This is a genomic window from Sphingobacterium sp. 18053 (assembly GCF_902706145.1).
Lineage (GTDB): Bacteria > Bacteroidota > Bacteroidia > Sphingobacteriales > Sphingobacteriaceae > Sphingobacterium > Sphingobacterium paramultivorum.
This window is the reverse complement of sequence record NZ_CACSJW010000006.1, coordinates 56,167-74,085: the sequence shown is the minus strand read 5'-3', so window position 1 is coordinate 74,085 and position 17,919 is coordinate 56,167. Positions and strand designations below refer to the sequence as shown.

Below are 17,919 nucleotides of genomic sequence, written 5' to 3'. Positions count from 1 at the left end.
AGGTTGATATATATTCCTATAGTTATTTTATAAATTAAATTTCGGATACTGAATTGGAAAACAAAAATGGCCTTCTATAATATAGAAAGCCACTTATAATATATAATTTTATAAATTTACTTATTGTTGATTTTCTTCCATAGATTATTTAAAATAATTAAATCGTTATCTGAAGAGATCTTGGCAGGTTGTGGACGTATTGCACATGAATATTTCCTATTAACTTTGAAGTAGTTTACTTCATCACTTATCTTATGTAAGATACCTTGAAATATTCTGGATCCAACCGTTAGATTTATAGGGCATAGATTATTGTTTGTTAGTTCTAATGAAAGACATCCACAGTATCCAGGTTGAGCGATGGTCGATAATGTTAATCCTAATCGTGAATATGAGCTGCGCATATTAAGACTTAATAAGATGTCTTTTGGTAGTTTTACGTATTCAAGACTAGATGCTAAAACTGTTTGATGAGGATATAAAGTAATAGTTTCTCCCAACTGTCTTCTCGTTTCAGAAAAAAAAGATTTTAAATCTTGAGATTTTCCAAATTCTTCGTTAAGTGATGTTGTTATTAATGGATTTCTGCCTAATGATGAAACAAGAAAATTGGTTCCTAGTCGGAAGTCAATACTTACTTCACCTATTTGTGATTCTTCAAGTAATGGTCTAATTACAAGATCTTGTTTTTTAATAAGGGCATCAATTTCTTTGTGGGAGAGTATCGTTGACATTATTTATTTTCCTTCCAATTTTTATTTATAAAATAATTTCCAATTGATTTTTCAACAAGATTATTTATTATGTTGTAATAATTACTTTGGGTAATGTCTTGGAAACTATCACCATTTGTTGCAATGAATTTTTCTTTGGAATTTAGCCATGTTCTCCACCCATAATCGAAGATACCATGTAGTTCATCTTTGCACGAAGCTTCAAATGGAATTAAATGATAAAAATCGTCTGACTCTATGGTTTTATATCTAATTCTTAATATTTGACCTGAAAGCTGGCTAATTGAATTGATTAAGAGTTCTATTACCCTATTTGTTTTGCCAGATAGAAAGGTCTCTACCATTTCCATTCTTAATTTCGTATCAGGATGTGTATATGATTCCGAATTGCCATACTGGAAAGAAATATAATTTATATAAATATTTGAATTTATTCCAATATATTGAGAAGCAAATATGTCGCAAAAATATTCAGCCAAATGGTTAATAAAGCAGTTCATTATTCTATCCAAATTTTCCGTTGGAGTATCAACATCAACTTTTAAAATATCTGGGATTATTGAGGGGAAGTAATAATGTAAATCTGAGTGATTAAATCCAAATTCACCATCATTTATAATTAAACTAACAGTATTTCTCACCACACTCAGCTGATTATCTATAAAATGGCCCAGCTCATGGTATAAAGGAACTGTGCAGAAATAATCTTTGGATAAAGTAAATGGCAGATTTATTTTAACTAATTTTTTCTCAAAAGATATCCCAAATTTAAACTGTAGATCTTTATAAAATAGCTCTGTAAAAGATTCTAGGGAATAACTAAATGAATACAATTCCTTTTTTAGGCCAGTCACAATAATATAGTCATCTGGGTTAATCCAATCTTCCATAGCGTCCTTTAAGCACAAAACCATTTCATAAGGTATCGTATTTAAGGTGTTATCTTTCAAGAGTGTGATACTACTTAAAATAAACTCTAAATAGGTCTTATAAATTGATAGCTGGTTAGGATCTGTTAAACCATTAAAATCTGTTTCTTTAAGATGATCGAATAGATTTATTAAATTTTTATGGTAATCTTGTTTGTGGCTGTCTGAGTAAGTGTCTTCCCTACTATTTGATAGTAACTGTCCAACTTCTTCCAATTGAAGTTGTAAAACTTTAATTAATAGATCCATTAAAAGGATAATGCAAATTTTTCTTGTTCTTTATGTGCTAAAATTTGTTCTAGTTTATCTAGATCCTGATTTGATACATTTTCAAGATTTAATTCTTGAAGCCAAGGTTTCGCTATTCTTGAAATAAGAATTTTTAACCTTCTAGATTCTGGATCAGTTTCGAATAATTGTTTATTCCCGGAAGCTAAATCTTTGGAATCTTTTAATATACTTTTTACATACTCTAAATAAGATGAATCCATTTTTGCATTAGCAATGAAATACTTAATGAATCCTAAATCCTCATTTTGGTTGTTTACAGCGAATAACATATATCTCAGATTAAGAATAAAATTTCTGTTAAAAGTGATTATTTTATACTCTCTTTTATAGAAAAAGTTATCAACAGATGTTGGTAACTTTTGTTTTGTTGGTTCTTGTGCTAATTTTCACGAAAATATAAATAAAATTTTTAGAATAAAAAAAAATTGAAATTATGTGTTAAATAAAAGTTTTGGATTTCATAAATAAACGAATATCGGCTTAGCGTAATTTTAACTAATTTTTGCATACAAAATTTCATACAAATTCTCCTTTTATCAATAAGTAATAAACTAATATGCATTTGGAAATCTCAAAAATTTTATGCTTTAATAAAGTTTTTGCATTTCCAATTTTATAATAAATAATCCTGTTTTTATTATTAACATGTGAATTCTGCTCGGGGCTACTGAGAAAAGCGATGGATTTCCATCGCTTTTTTTGTTTAGTGCCTAATAGTTTTTCTTTTCTTATCAAAATAAATACGTAATAGAATTGTAAATTTTTAATAGAATGTTTATTTTCGGATCATTATTTACACATACAGCAATTTTACTTTTGGCCTGTAATTCTGTAACATACATTGAATGGGAAAATTTTTATTGTACCAATTTAGAAAGGTATATGCAGCTAATCCTGCTTTTTTTGTTTGCTTTGCCATTTGGATGGCCTTAATGACAGCTATAGTTGTATTTATTCCGAAGGGAGATTCATTCCATTTTGTGAATACACGTCATGCATTTTGGGCCGATATTCTTTTTACAATACAGACCTATTTTGGAGATGGTCTTTTTGTTATAGGTGTATTTATTGCTTACTCCTGTACACAGCAGTGGAATTTTGCTCGAGCTATCCTCGGGACTTATATCTTTTCAGGGCTGATCTGTTGTGTACTGAAAAACCTTTTCGATGCCGATAGACCGGCAACGGTATTTCATGGAGACCCAACATTCCATGTTGTTTCTTGGTTGCGTGTAGCGCACTTTAACTCCTTTCCTTCTGGACATACAACTTCGGCCTTTGCAATGGCGGCTACGTTAGCCATTATCTCAAAAAATAGGGCTTTTGGGATAATTTTATTTGTTCTCGCTGTATTAACGGGTTACTCTCGGGTGTATTTGGGCCAGCATTTTGTGGAAGATGTATGGTTTGGCTCCATCTTAGGGACAGGTACGGCTTGTTTTTATCTATTGGCAATGCCTTATGTTTTAAGAAGTAAACGTATGTCATTTAGCCTGAGATTTCTTCAGGTCAAAATCTAAAGTGCAAATTCGGTAAACATGTGCTTTGATAGATTAGGCCGGGCGTGTTTCTTTAAATAAAGATAATCGTCCAACCATCATAAACATCAATAGGCCGAAACAGGCAAAAACACCGTAAGAATAGCGTAGGCTAAAAGCTTCAGCAATATATCCAATTAAAGGCGGTCCCATTAAAAAACCCAGGTAACTGATGCTTGAAACCATGGCTAAGGCTACTCCAGATGGTACATTTTTGTTCTGCCCAGCAATGCTGTAAATGGAAGGGACGTTGCAGGCCACGCCTATACCTACTAACATAAAAGCGAGGGTGCAGATGATAAATTCAGGAAAAATAACCGATGTCATCATTCCGACGAACATCAGCAGACCACTGTATTGCAGGGTTCTTTTTCTACCTAATTTGCGAATGACAGCATCACCAACAAAGCGCCCAGTGGCCATCATAATCATAAAAGAAGCGTAGCCAACGACAACAAATTTTTCGGGAGCTTGAACGATCTCCTTGAAATAAACGCCACTCCAGTCAAACATTGCCCCCTCTGTTGCCATGCTGAAAAAGCCGATAATGCCGAGTTGAAGTAGGCCACCTTCCGGTTTAGAGAAAAAACTACGCTTTTCCTTTTGAGGAGATTTGCCCGGAACCAAATACTTTTGGTTGATTAGTGTATTCGCTGCGACAATGACTAATATGATTAAAAAATGGTAAAAGGTGTTCAGACCCAAATTCATCGTTAACAAGCCGACTAGTGCACCTGTGAAGCCAGCGATGCTCCAGGCTCCATGAAAAGAAGTCATTATTGATTTTTTGAAAATCTGCTCAGTTGCAACGCCTTGCGTGTTAACGGAAATATTACACATATTGCCGGTGACACCAAACAGAAATAATATGCCTCCCAACTGCCAGGCATTCTGTGCAAAGGGGATGGAGCACAGGACCAAGGTATAAGCGATAGGTACAATACGCAAAACACTTGCACTGCCATATTTTGTGACCAGCTTTCCTGAGAGAGCCATTGTTGCAAGCTGCCCAACAGGAAGCATTAATAAAATTGTACCCAATTGCCCCTCACTTAAATGGAGATAAGCTTTAATAACGGGAATTCGACTTGCCCAAGATGCAAACGCGATCCCTTGGCAAAAAAAGAAAAGTGATACCGCGATTCTTATGCGATTTCGTTTGTTATAAAGATCTTCTTCTGAGTGAGTTAACGTTGCGTCCATAGTTTCTGATTTGAGGGTGCAAAGTTAAGGATAAGTATCCCATTAAAAAATATAATGATTCAAAAAATACTTCAACTTTTAGGTTGCAATAGGAATACAGAAATATGCCTATATTTAAATTGCTCATCGGCTTGTTGATAATTATACGCGATTAATTCGATAATTATCTTCTGTTTCAATCTTTTCAGTAAGAAAATAATACGATGTCCTTTTTGAATTTGGCTAAATCATATTTATTCAATATGATATGTTTTGCATAACCATTCCTTGTATAAGAACCGGAAAGACACACATTTGTTTCAGTCTATTTTCAAGCATGGTTCAATTTAAAAAGATATTAGATGTGGAAGTCAAAAATAGGCCGAGTGGGAGCTTCTACTTCTTTAGAAAATAAACACCTATGAATAAGGGGAAAAGGTCTACGATAAAATGCTGAAATAGTGAAGAAATAAAAATATAAAATTCTTCATTATTTCATATTGGTTTGTTCAATACCTATTCTACCTTTGTATTGGCAAACAATTATTAGCCTCCTAGATAAAATGATAAAAAAACTAATCTTAAGCACAGTACTAGCTTATGCTGGAACTACCTGTGTTATTGCGCAGCAACCCACATTTTTGTCCCATCCGACGTTGAGTCCCGATGGTAAGGAAATGGTTTTTAGTTACGAAGGTGACCTTTGGAAAGTAGGGAGCCAGGGTGGTGTTGCAGTTCGGCTGACAGGAATGGAAGGAAATGAGATCAATCCACGAATTTCCCCTGATGGAAAATGGCTAGCGTTTTCGGCCAATCAAAATGGTAACATGGACGTCTATGTGATGCCTTTGGCTGGTGGAGATATACGACAGCTTACATCGCACGATGCTTCGGATGAAGTAGACAGCTGGAGCTGGGATAGTAAGACGCTTTATTTTACGTCATCGCGTTACAATAGAATGAGTGCTTATCAAGTCGCTTTGGATGGTGGAACGGCAACTAGGTTGTTTCCCCATGTCTTTAACTATATCAGTAATGTGGTGCCAACACCTTTAGGAGAATTATTATTCAATGACAGCTGGGAAGGCTATAGCTCGGCCAATCGCAAGCGATATAAGGGAGCTTTCAATCCGGATATAAAGTCCTATAATCCCAAAACAAAAGCTTTTCAACAGTATACAGATTATATAGGTAAGGATTTTTGGCCGACAGTGGACCAGAAAGGAAACATATTCTATGTGTCCGACGAAAGCAATGGTGAATACAATCTTTATCAAATAGCTGGAAAAGCGAAAACCCAATTGACATCTTTCCCAGAGTCTATCAAGCGTCCGTTTGTCGCGGCAGATGGTAGTAAGATCGCATTTGAAAAAGGCTACCAGCTTTATATTTACGATGTCAATGCAAAGAAAACCATACAGCCCAACATCGCGCTTAACCGCAATCAGGTTCTGGGAAAGCTGAAAGAGTTTAACATTTCAGGTAGCATCAGTAATTTTGACGTTTCAACGGACGGGAAAAAGATGGCATTTGTATCCCGTGGGGAATTGTTCGTTTCGGATATCGAAGGAAAGTTTGTTCGTCAGATGCCAAGTCAAGGGGAGCGCATCATGGAAGTTAAATGGCTTAAAGACAGTAAAACATTGCTCTATAGTCAAACGTATCAAGGGTATCAGAACTGGTTTTCACGCACAGCAGACGGTAAAGGAGAGGTAAAACAATTGACACAAGATCTGCGTAACAATCGGGATATTACATTCAATGCAGATAAAACAAAAGCGGTATATCTCAGCGGACGTGATGAAGTTCGTCTATTGGATTTGACAAGTTTGAAGAGCCAAACAGTAGTTAGAGATGAAATCTGGGCATTTCAAAATTCTTCGCCCTCATTTTCTCCCGATGGAAATTATCTTTTATTCACGGCTATACGCAATTTTGAACAGGATATTTTTGTGTATAACCTGAAAAATGAGCAAACGACAAATTTGACAAATACAGGTGTTACAGAAGCAGCACCATATTGGTCTCCTGATGGTAAATACATTTATTTTGCGAGTAATAGGACTAAGCCTTCTTATCCTACTGGTATGCAAAACTCAAGCATTTTCCGAATGGCATTGACCAACTTTGACCAACCTTATCGTAGCGCAAAGTTTGATGAATTATTTGTAACAGCTGAAAAGAAAGATACGACAGTAAATAAAACTGGTGCAACTAAGAAGGAAGATGCTACTAAGGATAAGAAGAAAAATGATGCCGACAAGGTAAAGTCAACCGCAACAACAGCAGCCGAAGCCAAGAAAGCTGTTTTGGTCCAATTGGATTTAGAAGGATTGCGTGACCGAATTGAGCAAGTCAGTCCAGCATTTGGAACACAATCTGATCCTTTGGTGATACAAAAGGGCGATAAATCCTATTTGTTCTATGCTTCCAATCATGAAGGAAAATATAGTACATATCGTACCGTATATGAGTTATTTACACCAGCCAAAACCGAGAAAGTCACAGATGGAGGCATGGGGCAATTTGTAGAGTCTGCAGGCAAGTACTTTGTGTTGAGTCGAGGAACAATTCAGAAATATAATCTTGATTTGAATAAGCTTGATGCGGTCACAATGAGTTTTAAATTCAATCGGGATCTTGAGAAAGAGTTCAATCAGATGTTTTATGAGACATGGGCCAATCTGGAGGAGAATTTCTACGATAGCAATTTCCATGGTGTAGATTGGACCGCTGTTAAAAAGAAATATGAGAAATATCTTCCAGGCATCAACGATAGGACAGATTTGCGCATCCTCTTAAATGATATGTTGGGCGAACTCAATTCGTCACATTTGGGGTTCAGTTCTATGGGACAGGAAGAACGTAAGCCGTTTGGTTTTGTAACGAATGAAATCGGTGTGATCTATGATACAAGCAACCCTTATAAGATTAGCTATATCGTTCCGAATGGCCCCGCAGCAAAGAAAGAGGCCGATATTCATGCTGGTGATATCCTCATGGCGATTAATGGAACAAAATTGAATACGCAGGCAGATCGCGATAGTTATTTTACTTTGCCTTCACTGGAAGAAGAAATCCAATTGACCTTGAATCGTAATGGTAAGGAAATTCAAACAAACATTCGTCCGGTATCAAGCGCCGTGTTTAGAGACCTACTCTACGACCAATGGATTAGAGATAACCGAAGTCGAGTTGATCAGTTGAGTAGCAATAAGATAGCGTATTCACATATGAAAAACATGTCGGATACTGAATTACAAAGGTTCTTGATCGACATGGCTGAACAGGAGAATAACAAACAAGGGATTATTTTAGATTTACGGTATAATACAGGCGGAAATGTGCACGATGAAGTTTTACGATTCCTGTCACAACGCCCTTACTTACAATGGCAATACCGAGGCGGTAAACGTGCGCCACAAAGTAATTTTGCGCCATCTGCCAAGCCTATTGTTTTATTGATTAATGAGCAATCGCTGAGCGATGCTGAAATGACGGCTGCGGGCTTTAAAGCCCTTAAATTGGGGAAAATCATTGGTAATGAAACCTATCGCTGGATTATTTTTACTTCTGCTAAAGGCTTAGTCGACGGATCAAACTATCGACTTCCGTCTTGGGGATGTTATACCCTTGATGGTCAGGATCTCGAGCAAACCGGAGTTGCCCCCGATATTCTTGTAAAAAATACAGTACAAGATCGGATGGAAAATAAAGATCCGCAGTTGGAAAGAGCGATAAAAGAAATTCTTGACAATATAAAATAGGGAAGTAACTGTTAGAATTACCTACTGTAAATAGGCTGTCCAAATTTTTTTGGACAGCCTATTTTTTTAACGTCTCATGTTTTTATGAATACGACCTTCTGATTTTTGCTATTTATCGCCCTTCAGCGTATAATTTGCCTCATTCGGTTAATTTACTTCATTTGGTCCCACCCTTTGCTCAGTGGAAGTTAATAGACGATTTTAAGCAGTTTTATTTTTTTAAGTGCCTGTTTATCAGTGTTTAGTTGTTTTGTACGCTGTTTCATTATGAAATTGGCGATTTTTCTGCATCCCTTCTCAAAATATAAAGCAATATGGAAAAGATTATATTACAGGTAAAAGAATCTTGCTCTGCAGATTGGGGTAAGATGACGCCACAAGAACAAGGCCGTTTCTGTGGTCAATGTGAGAAGATGGTTGTTGATTTTTCACAGATGAATGATCAGGAAATTGTGGATCAAATAAAAAAAGCCAGTAGGGGGTTATGTGGTCGATTTTATGAAGATCAGTTGATGCGCGAATTGGATGCCACTATTTCTTTTTCTAAAAACCCTATTTGGCAAGGAAGGTGGACAGGGATTGCTGCGGGCCTCCTATTGGTTGGATCCTTGAGTTTTCATACTGCTCAAGCACAAAACAAACTGACTGGAGAAGTTGTCGTTGTCCAAACAAAAACGAAAAATGATCAGATAAAGAAGCAAGGTCGGGGCAACTCATCAACAAATGATAATTCAGCGTTAAAAGGAAGCCATGATAGTACTAAGGTAAGCATAAAAGGTAAAGTTGTTTGTGCTGGAAACGATGTAAGCATGGTGGGCACAGAAGTATCCTTAGGAAATTATCGTACGAAAGTGGATGAAAATGGAAATTTTCAACTTTGGGTACCGCAATCTTTGTTTCGAGTAGATCAAGAGCTCCGTGCACAGATGCTTGGCTATAAAACTGTTGTGATTCCATTCAAAAAAGGGAGTAAAATGCAACTGGATAAACCAATAGAAATGGAAGTTAAGCCAATGATTATGGGAAAGATCGCTGTGGTGGGGACGCAAGGCAATATTGGGCGAAAGAATAAATAGTTTAATTGTCTTATTTTGGTCTGTTTTTTATCGGGCAGCTGCCAAAAATCTCGCTTGAATGTCATAAAAGTCAAAAAAATATGCTTTTCCACTTGACTTTTTCTACGGTGAACCTTACATTTGGATTATCGAATGACTTCGTAGCTCAGTTGGTAGAGCAACAGACTCTTAATCTGTGGGTCCTGAGTTCGAGCCTCAGCGGGGTCACTTTCTAAAAAAGCCGTTTTTACTTGCGTAAATCGGCTTTTTTGCGTTCCTTAGGGCGGTTTTGGAACTTCCTCCCTACCCGTTTTGAAATCCTTCAAAACGGTGTGTTTTGCATAGTTTTTTGTTGAACTTCACGTAAAACCGTCACAAATACGTCACAAAGGTTTTCGTGGTAATGAAAAGATTATGGCAACCGTAAGCGCAAAGGTTTATGAACACCACAAAAAAGCAGATGGAACTTACAATGTAAAAATTAGGGTCTATCACAAAGAGGAGAAAAAATTTATAGATACTCCTCACTTTCTTTCACTAAAGCAGCTTGCTAAGGTGAAAGGAAAAAAAGAATTTAATATCAAAGATCCTTTTGTCCTAGACATAGTTGATAAGAAACTAAAGGAGTATCGGAAGACAATTAGCGAGCTGGAAGATAAGCTGGATTTTTTTACAGCAGAATCGTTAAGGGATTACCTCAAAAACAAAGATGAAGAAATTGACTTCATCAAGTTTTGTGGCAATTATATCCAAGAGGAAAAAGACGACGGAAGGGATGGCTCTGCTGCTAATCACCGTGCAGTGCGTAATCATTTAATTGATTTCTTTAAAAGGGAAAGCGTTTCAATCAATGAAATTCATTACAATATGCTAGTTCAATTCGAACGCTATTTAAAGTCAAAACGAACAATAACAAGAATAAATCAGTTAGGCAAACCTGTTACGACAATTTCAAAGCCAGTCTCTGAAACAAGTCTATACAATTATATGCGTGATCTTCGCACATTATTCAACGCCGCTTTAGACAATTACAATAACGAAGATCTGGGCATTATATTAATAAAACATTATCCATTCAAAAAATATAAAGTAGGCTCAGCTCCTCTTACTGAAAATAGAAATAATAATCTTGAAGAAGTTATTAGAATTCGTGATTGTGAAGTACTTCCCAACAGCAGAGCAGAACTTGCTAGAGATTTATATATGTTATCTTTCTATCTATGTGGTATGAATGCTGTCGATCTATTTAAAATCACCGAGTATGATTTAAGGAATGGAAGAGTAGATTACAATCGATCAAAAACCAAAGGAAAGCGAAAAGATAAAGCATTTATTAGTATTAAGATTATAGATGAGGCAAAACCTTTGTTAGAGAAATATCTTGGTAATCTATCTCAGCGATACGCAAGCAGGACGACTTTTAACTCTGCACTAAAGCACGGTATGAAGAAGCTAAGGGAGCTTTTCGGGGTAGATGGTGTTACGTTATATTGTGCGCGTCATACCTTTGCCAATACTGCTCGGAATGATTGTAGAATGAGCAAAGATGATGTTGCCTTAGCACTCAATCATGTAGAAAATGGGAATCGGGTAACGGATATTTATATAGCTAAAGATTGGAGGATCATTGATGATGTTCAGCACAAAGTGATGCAATTTTTGAGAAAATCAGAACCTAAAATATTGGCGTTGATTAAGAAGAAAGAAATAGCGAAAAAAATGCAGCCTAAGAAATAAGTATCCAAGACGGACACGTCATGGATACATTTCTTGACAAAATATTATGATACCGTAGAGATCGTTTTGTTGTTTATTTGAAGTTGTTTCCTACTGTTCTAAAGAAATTAAAAAACTAAAAGGTTATGAAAAATGTAGTATTATTTTTTATCACCTGTATAATAGCAACCATAGGTTTTTTTGCCGCTCTCAGCATGAAAACACCATGGATTGGATTTGGCGTAGCATTTTCTGTTTGGCTCTTGTTTATTTGGATTACAACCGAGCCTCAAAGATAAATTTAGTGGATCGACGGCCCTCCTTTGTTAAATTCTAGCGAAAGTGTCTATTTCAATAAGTTTTTTGAAAAATCAAGACAGGATTTCGACATCGCAAACAAATAGATTTTAATAGTGGTAGTAATGGCAGAGCCTTAAGTAATAAAAACGATTTTTTTTAAACAGGAAAGATAGATTTAAATGTAATCTATCGCTCTGTTTCTGTTGTTGGGATCAGTATAATGATTATAATCTTCTCTTCCCCACCCTCCAATCCACAAATTATCGATAAGTGTAGCAAAAGACGCTTTTTCACTTAGTTCCTTATGAATCTCTGATAATCTTACATATTCCTGTCTCTCAATATCTTGAAGTTTGGTTTTAAGTGCTTTCAATATGTTTGCAAAATTGCTCATAACTGGGTTAACTTGTAATGATGGAATTAATAGCTTTTGTTCACAATATACAAATACAATGTACGTCATCAAACTTTATATTCACCTAAAAAAGCATTTTAATTAATCATATTTTTACGAGGCAGACCAATTTCATCTTGCTGTGGATAAGGAGCTCTGAATGTCATACTGACATCTTCCTTTATGCGCGCTGCTGTGCTTCAAACTTCATTTCTCGTCGTGCGATTACCTTGGGTCGGATGGACTAAAATCGACAATTACATTTTACGTTTCATTTTAAAACTACCTTTCAACTTTTTACTTTTGGGATCACAACCGATTTCATAGACTGTAGCCTCTATACTTCCAGAGATAAAGCCGCCCATATTACCATATTTCTCTATGACAAGCTTACCTTTCCCATATTTAACATTACTTTCATTACATCTATAGTAATTCCCCTGATAAATTACTTGTGTACTCCCTGATAAAAAGGCCACAATACTGTATTTATCGCTTTCGTTAGGGGGGCCGATTTCGTATTCTCCAGGCTTTGAAGCATTCAGATCTATATTAATACCGCCCGTTAGTCCGGTTCCTATTAACATGGTCTTATTACCGAGCAATCCAGCGTCGAATGATAGGGCTATGTGTTTGGCTCCGCCCAATTCCCATGTAAAAAATTCCTGGGCCTGAAGACTAATCTCTGTTTGTACAATAACAAGGCCCGAGGTACCGGGTCTATCGGGATGCGTCTTGCTAATCATATTTTTGATTTGGCCTCCAACTGCAATGATTTTTGGTTCGGGAATACTGGCGGGAGCTTTATAGACCGCTTTGACTAAAGTTTGATATGGCCCTGTATTTTCGATTCCCTTCACCTCTCCCGGACCATTTACAAACCAGCTTACATTATTAATTTTTTCAGCCTCTCCTGTTTTCAGTTGTCCATCTGGAAATGTCTCGGTAAAAAAAAGCAATATCGCTGCTTCCTCATTAGCCTCTAGGAGCTTCTTATTCGAAACCACAGTAAATATGCGCTCTATGTACCAGTCGCTGAAATGACGGGTATTGGTCCAAAGCGTGTTGGTTGCTTTATCTATATTAGTTAAAACTGACCGATAGAAGAAGCCTTCCTGATTTTGAGAAGTTAAGTAGAGGAAATCTTCATTCGTACCGAGTAGGTCCTCCTCGGTATATTTCATCTCGATTTTGATGTCTTTTTGAAAAGTCACGTGCTCCGGGCTTAAGCGGTAAGCGGGACCAGTAGCTGTTTCCAGCGTTTTGGTGATCGGTTGAATTACGAACTGGGTATTACTATTTACTGCTCCGGGGGGGATTTCAAGCGATATTTTGCCGTCAGGTGAGGTAATGCTTCCTCCCGATGGTCCGATGATTTTGGTGACAGCATTACCTATGGGCATTCCATGGTCACCCTTTAATGGTTTGGCCTTTTCCTTTTGTGGGCTGGGATCTTTCTTGCAGGAGGTCGTGATCAAGAAAAACGAAAATAAAATTGCTATAGTTTTTAGAGGTCTCATTGCTTTTTGTTTTTTAGTTATTTTCCTTAGTCTACACCTTAATATTGTTTGATCGTTGTTGTAGGCATATTTCATGGAAACATTGTCACTACAAAAATAAATCGGTGTGCTACTAAATTCAAACATTAAAGACAAATGGGGTGGTTTTGTCGATAGACGTATTTTAAAGTGGGCCATTTTTCAACTATATATAACTGATTGGTCAGGTGATGTATTGTTGGCCAGAGAAGAATTGATAAATAAAAGAGCCAGGATCTATGGGAGACCCTGGTCTTGCTTAAATAAACGATGGAGATATCCTCACGACATGTCCTCACATATGAAAATATGAAACTTAATTATTACTAACTGTTCGCTAATATCAGGTCAATAAACTTTGGCTCGTAGACTATTCGATAGACGCGACAATCTTGTCGACCAATTACAAGAAAAATTAGTTAAACGGAAATTTTGGGGTATAATATGAGTTAATAACCGGTATATGATAATTGTCGATGAATACTTGCTCTCTGTCGATTACAGGTAGTGAATCTCTTTGTATGTGGTTATAATTGCATCAAAAACTATTTTAAACTATGAAAACTAAAAATGTAATTGCAGCAATTTGTTTGACAATGGCCTTAATGGGCTGTAAAAAAGAAAAAGGTTCAATACAAACTAATGATGATGAGACACTCGTATTAGAAACTGGTTCTAAAGCAACTTGGAGGGGCTATTTGGAAACCGGATATTTTAATCAGGGTACCATCGGACTGAAAGGTGAAGAACTTACAATCGAAGGGGATAAGATTACAGGGGGGGAAATACAGATCTCTGTAGGGTCTATCCTAGTAACCAATGAAGGTATGCCTGAGGAGAATAAAAATGAGCTCAGAGAACATTTGCAGACCGTCGACTTTTTTAATTTGGCGAAATATCCATTTGTAACCTATAAAATCGATGCGGCGGAGAAAACAGGTAAAATTGATGCCGAAGGAAATAACTATCTGATCAAAGGAAGCTTAAATCTTATAGGGAAATCTCTTCCATTAGATATCCCTGCGAAAATCAATATTACCGAAACAGATGTAAAAGTCATTTCAAAGTTTAAGTTCGACCGGACGAAATGGGGAATGGCATTTGCATCGCAACCCAATCTTCCTGCCAAGGACAAGATTAAAAATGATATCGAAGTAGAACTGGAACTAAAAGCTATACGCTTTTAACGATCGCATATAAGAGGTAGATGCTCAGTTATTTATTTCTATTCAGTACAGGCCGATTTCCTTGTCGGCTCAATTTTACCACTAATATATTAACCCTAATGAAAGGAAAAATTATCTATTGTTGCCTTTGGTCTTGCACAACTTTGTTTGTTATGCAGGCCAAAGGACAGGTTGCTGCACTGTCTGGGCAGGTAACCTCACTGACAAGTGGAAAGCCGATAACTGGAGTAACAGTTTCATTGCTTGGATCTCCCAGTGTTTCCAAGACCGATGATCATGGTCGATTTACAATCCAAGCATCCGCAGGTAGTACGCTTCGTTTTACATCTGTTGGCTTCCTGCCGCAGGATGTTGTATTAAAGGGATCTCAGCTCCTGAATATCAAACTGGAGGAAAAGGGACATGAATTGGAAGAGGTCGTTGTGGTCGCCTATGGGAAATCTGCAAAATCGGAAATAACGGGATCGGTTGCAACTTTGAGTGCAGCTTATCTGCAGAAACGTACGGTTTCAAATGTGACCAACGTTCTGGCGGGTATGGCTCCCGGTATCTCTGTCAGCTCGGGCAATGGCCAACCGGGGAGCGGCGCATCAATACGCTTACGTGGTATAGGTTCGATCAGCGCTTCCAGCGAGCCGCTGCTTGTTGTAGATGGTGCTGCATTTGACGGGGCGATAGGCGATATCAATGTCGACGATATTGAGAGCGTATCTGTACTAAAAGATGCGACTTCTGCAGCATTATATGGATCCAGAGCCGGAAATGGTGTTATTATCGTTACGACTAAAAAAGGTAAAGGTGCGCTAAAGCTTGATGTGGGTATTAAGCAAGGCTTTACCCAACGAGGGATTAAGGAATATGACCGGGTCGACATCTACGACTACTATCCGGTCGTTTTTCAGGCCATCAAAAACTCCAAGATGTTTCCAAACTCTGGAACGGGACTTTCCGAGCAGGATGCCTCACAATATGCTTTGGACAATATAGTTAAAAGTTTGGTATATAATCCATTTAATGTTCCCGACAATCAGATTTTGGATAGCAATGGGAAGATGAATCCAACAGCGGGATTGAAATACGATGATTTTGATTGGTATAAAGCGATGCAGCGTACCGGAAAAAGAAAGGAAGCAAATATCAATCTTTCCGGTAGTGCTGAACAGACCAGCTATTATACTTCGCTGGGATATTTGAATGAGGAAGGCTATATGTTGAATTCTGATTTTCAGCGGTTCAGCGCGCGTATCAATATTGACTCAAAGGTTAAAAGTTGGCTTAAGGCCGGTGTAAATATATATGGCACAGGCTCCACGGGCAAATTGGCTCTTGATGCAGGAAGCAGTTCGGGCAATGCAAATGCCATTGCAAATCCATTTAATTTTATACGGGGTATGGGAGCAATTTATCCTGTGCATGCTTTTGACAAGGTTACTGCTGAGCCTGTTATTGATCCCGTAACGGGCCGCCAGTATTACGATTATGGTTTACATCCCGGCGCGATCAACAGGCCCCAGGGTGCTAGCCCAGGCAGGCACGTCATCTACGAAACCATTTTAAACCATCGGGATAACACCCGGGTTCTGCTGGGCGGACGGGGCTATATGGATATTAGCTTCCTCAAATATTTTACTTTTACTCCATCAGTAAGTATCGACCTTTCCAATCGTAATTTTGACTATACATATAATAATACAGTAGGAGATGGTCTTTCCTACGCTGGCCTGAGCTCAGTAACGAATTCCATCGTAAAATCCTATACGTTTAACCAAATACTTACTTACAGACGTTCATTGGGCGAGCATAATCTAACTATTTTGGCCGGCCATGAAAATTATGATTTTTTATATAGAGACAGAAATGCCATAAAGACCGGCCAGATTGCGGAGGATATCCCGGAATTGATAAACTATGTATCCAATTATTTTATAGATGGCCGGAAAAATGTTAACCGTTTGGAATCCTATTTTGCTAAAGCTTCTTATAACTTGGATGAAAAATATTTTTTGGATGGATCTGTGCGTAAGGATGGATCCTCCATTTTTAATCCCGATCAGCGCTGGGGAACATTTTTTTCCATCGGAGGATCTTGGAAGCTATCTAAAGAAAACTTTATAGCAAAACATGGCTGGATAGATGATCTTAGATTTAGAACTTCCTATGGTCAGGTCGGAAATAGCCAATTGTTGGATAAAGCAGGCAATCAGATTTTTTTTGGTTTCCAAGGACTTTATGACTTAGGTTTTAGCAACGGTGCATTTCCGGGAACACTGCTCTATAGTTTGCCAAATCCCGACTTAACATGGGAAACATCTAAGTCTTTTAATCTGGGGCTTGATTTTTCGTTGTTTTCAAATAGGTTAAGAGGGACATTCGAATATTATCGACGCGGATCCGACCGTCTCCTAATGTCAGTACCTCGCCCATTGTCGTCAGCAGTGAGTTTTGAATACAAGAATGTCGGGTCGATGTATAACCGTGGTGTGGAAATTTCTCTTGCAGCTGATATTCTAAGGAATGAAACTTTTAGATGGACATTGACCAATAACTTATCGACATTTAAAAATGAGATAACTAAAATGCCCAAAGAAACACCAGTGATCACAACGGGAAGCAAACGGAGGGAAGTAGGAAAGGATTATTATGCTTTTTGGTTACGCCAATATGCAGGCGTTGATGCTTCTGATGGTGCTGCGCTCTATATCCCCGCCGAAGGTACAGCCGAAGATGCTATGCGAATCATTGATGGGAAAAAATATGTGACCAATTCGAACTTAGCAATGTTTGGATATTCGGGAACAGCGATTCCTAAGTGGACAGGCTCGCTCCAGAATGAATTTGAATATAAGGGACTAGGTCTTTCTTTTCTGATGACTTACCAAATCGGCGGTAACGTGTATGATAGTCAGTATGCCGGGCTGATGAATACAAGTTCATTTGGGAAATCTTATCACATCGATGCAGTAAATGCTTGGACCACTTCTAATAAAGGAAGTAACATGCCCAGGATAGATCAGGCTAATAGCGCGAATATCAATGCAGCATCAAGCCGGTGGCTTATCGATGCATCCTATATAAGTTTCCGAAATGTCAATTTATTCTATCGATTACCGGATTCGTGGACGACGAAGATAGGTATCTCGTCTGCGCGAATAACGGCAAGCGGAGAGAATCTGATGCTATTTTCAAAGCGCCAAGGACTGAATCCGACCGAACAGTTCGATGGAACGAACTCAACTACTTACCTTCCTACTCGCATATGGGGACTGGGACTACATGCATCATTTTAAG

General features: G+C 37.7%; 13 protein-coding genes and 1 tRNA gene. 8 read left to right on the top strand and 6 right to left on the bottom strand.

Translation table 11 applies throughout. The features are described 5' to 3' along the window. Positions 1 to 116: 116 nt before the first annotated feature. From dcd to GVK91_RS15410, 3 genes are read right to left on the bottom strand one after another with little or no spacing between them, the layout of a single operon-like run. Positions 117 to 734 (bottom strand): dCTP deaminase, encoded by a 618-nt coding sequence (gene dcd, locus GVK91_RS15420; protein ID WP_159729932.1) that lies wholly within the window; start codon positions 732 to 734, stop codon positions 117 to 119. Beyond that, positions 734 to 1,912 carry a hypothetical protein gene (locus GVK91_RS15415; protein WP_159729930.1) on the bottom strand — a complete coding sequence of 393 codons (1,179 nt, stop codon included), beginning with the start codon at positions 1,910 to 1,912 and terminating at the stop codon, positions 734 to 736. The genes dcd and GVK91_RS15415 overlap by 1 nt, the downstream gene beginning before the upstream one ends. After that, positions 1,912 to 2,223: a hypothetical protein gene (locus tag GVK91_RS15410; RefSeq protein ID WP_159729928.1), complete on the bottom strand. Its 312-nt coding sequence runs from the start codon at positions 2,221 to 2,223 to the stop codon at positions 1,912 to 1,914. The genes GVK91_RS15415 and GVK91_RS15410 overlap by 1 nt, the downstream gene beginning before the upstream one ends. A 576-nt stretch (positions 2,224 to 2,799) precedes the next feature. On the opposite strand from GVK91_RS15410, the gene GVK91_RS15405 reads away from it, so the two are divergent. Then, positions 2,800 to 3,474 carry a phosphatase PAP2 family protein gene (locus tag GVK91_RS15405; protein WP_153847952.1) on the top strand — a complete coding sequence of 225 codons (675 nt, stop codon included), beginning with the start codon at positions 2,800 to 2,802 and terminating at the stop codon, positions 3,472 to 3,474. A gap of 33 nt (positions 3,475 to 3,507) precedes the next feature. Here the strand turns inward: GVK91_RS15405 and GVK91_RS15400 are convergent, their stop codons facing one another. Continuing rightward, positions 3,508 to 4,695 (bottom strand): MFS transporter, encoded by a 1,188-nt coding sequence (locus GVK91_RS15400; RefSeq protein WP_153847953.1) that lies wholly within the window; start codon positions 4,693 to 4,695, stop codon positions 3,508 to 3,510. Between the two features lie 542 nt (positions 4,696 to 5,237). Here GVK91_RS15400 and GVK91_RS15395 point away from each other — a divergent pair. The 5 genes from GVK91_RS15395 to GVK91_RS15375 all read left to right on the top strand — a co-directional run bounded on the left by GVK91_RS15395 (position 5,238) and on the right by GVK91_RS15375 (position 11,511). Further along, positions 5,238 to 8,441, top strand: coding sequence for a S41 family peptidase (locus tag GVK91_RS15395; RefSeq protein WP_159729926.1), 3,204 nt, complete (start codon positions 5,238 to 5,240; stop codon positions 8,439 to 8,441). Between the two features lie 314 nt (positions 8,442 to 8,755). Beyond that, a complete protein-coding gene (locus GVK91_RS15390; RefSeq protein WP_159729924.1) occupies positions 8,756 to 9,517 on the top strand; it encodes a hypothetical protein in 762 nt (253 codons plus the stop codon). A 134-nt stretch (positions 9,518 to 9,651) separates the two neighbouring features. Then, positions 9,652 to 9,724 (top strand) — tRNA-Lys (locus GVK91_RS15385). A gap of 186 nt (positions 9,725 to 9,910) precedes the next feature. Further along, positions 9,911 to 11,233 (top strand): site-specific integrase, encoded by a 1,323-nt coding sequence (locus GVK91_RS15380; protein ID WP_159729923.1) that lies wholly within the window; start codon positions 9,911 to 9,913, stop codon positions 11,231 to 11,233. Positions 11,234 to 11,358: 125 nt separating this feature from the next. Continuing rightward, positions 11,359 to 11,511, top strand: a complete 153-nt coding sequence (locus GVK91_RS15375; RefSeq protein ID WP_159729922.1) for a hypothetical protein — start codon at positions 11,359 to 11,361, stop codon at positions 11,509 to 11,511. A gap of 176 nt (positions 11,512 to 11,687) precedes the next feature. Here the strand turns inward: GVK91_RS15375 and GVK91_RS15370 are convergent, their stop codons facing one another. Both GVK91_RS15370 and GVK91_RS15365 read right to left on the bottom strand, forming a co-directional pair. Further along, positions 11,688 to 11,906, bottom strand: a complete 219-nt coding sequence (locus GVK91_RS15370) for a hypothetical protein (protein ID WP_159729921.1) — start codon at positions 11,904 to 11,906, stop codon at positions 11,688 to 11,690. A gap of 257 nt (positions 11,907 to 12,163) precedes the next feature. After that, positions 12,164 to 13,426 (bottom strand): hypothetical protein, encoded by a 1,263-nt coding sequence (locus GVK91_RS15365; RefSeq protein WP_159729920.1) that lies wholly within the window; start codon positions 13,424 to 13,426, stop codon positions 12,164 to 12,166. Between the two features lie 575 nt (positions 13,427 to 14,001). Between GVK91_RS15365 and GVK91_RS15360 the strand changes: the two genes are divergently transcribed. Together GVK91_RS15360 and GVK91_RS15355 are read left to right on the top strand one after the other, a co-directional pair. Further along, positions 14,002 to 14,631 (top strand): YceI family protein, encoded by a 630-nt coding sequence (locus GVK91_RS15360; protein ID WP_159729919.1) that lies wholly within the window; start codon positions 14,002 to 14,004, stop codon positions 14,629 to 14,631. Positions 14,632 to 14,729: 98 nt separating this feature from the next. After that, entirely contained in the window at positions 14,730 to 17,918 is a 3,189-nt protein-coding gene (locus GVK91_RS15355; protein WP_159729918.1) for a SusC/RagA family TonB-linked outer membrane protein, read from the top strand. Position 17,919: the final 1 nt, after the last annotated feature.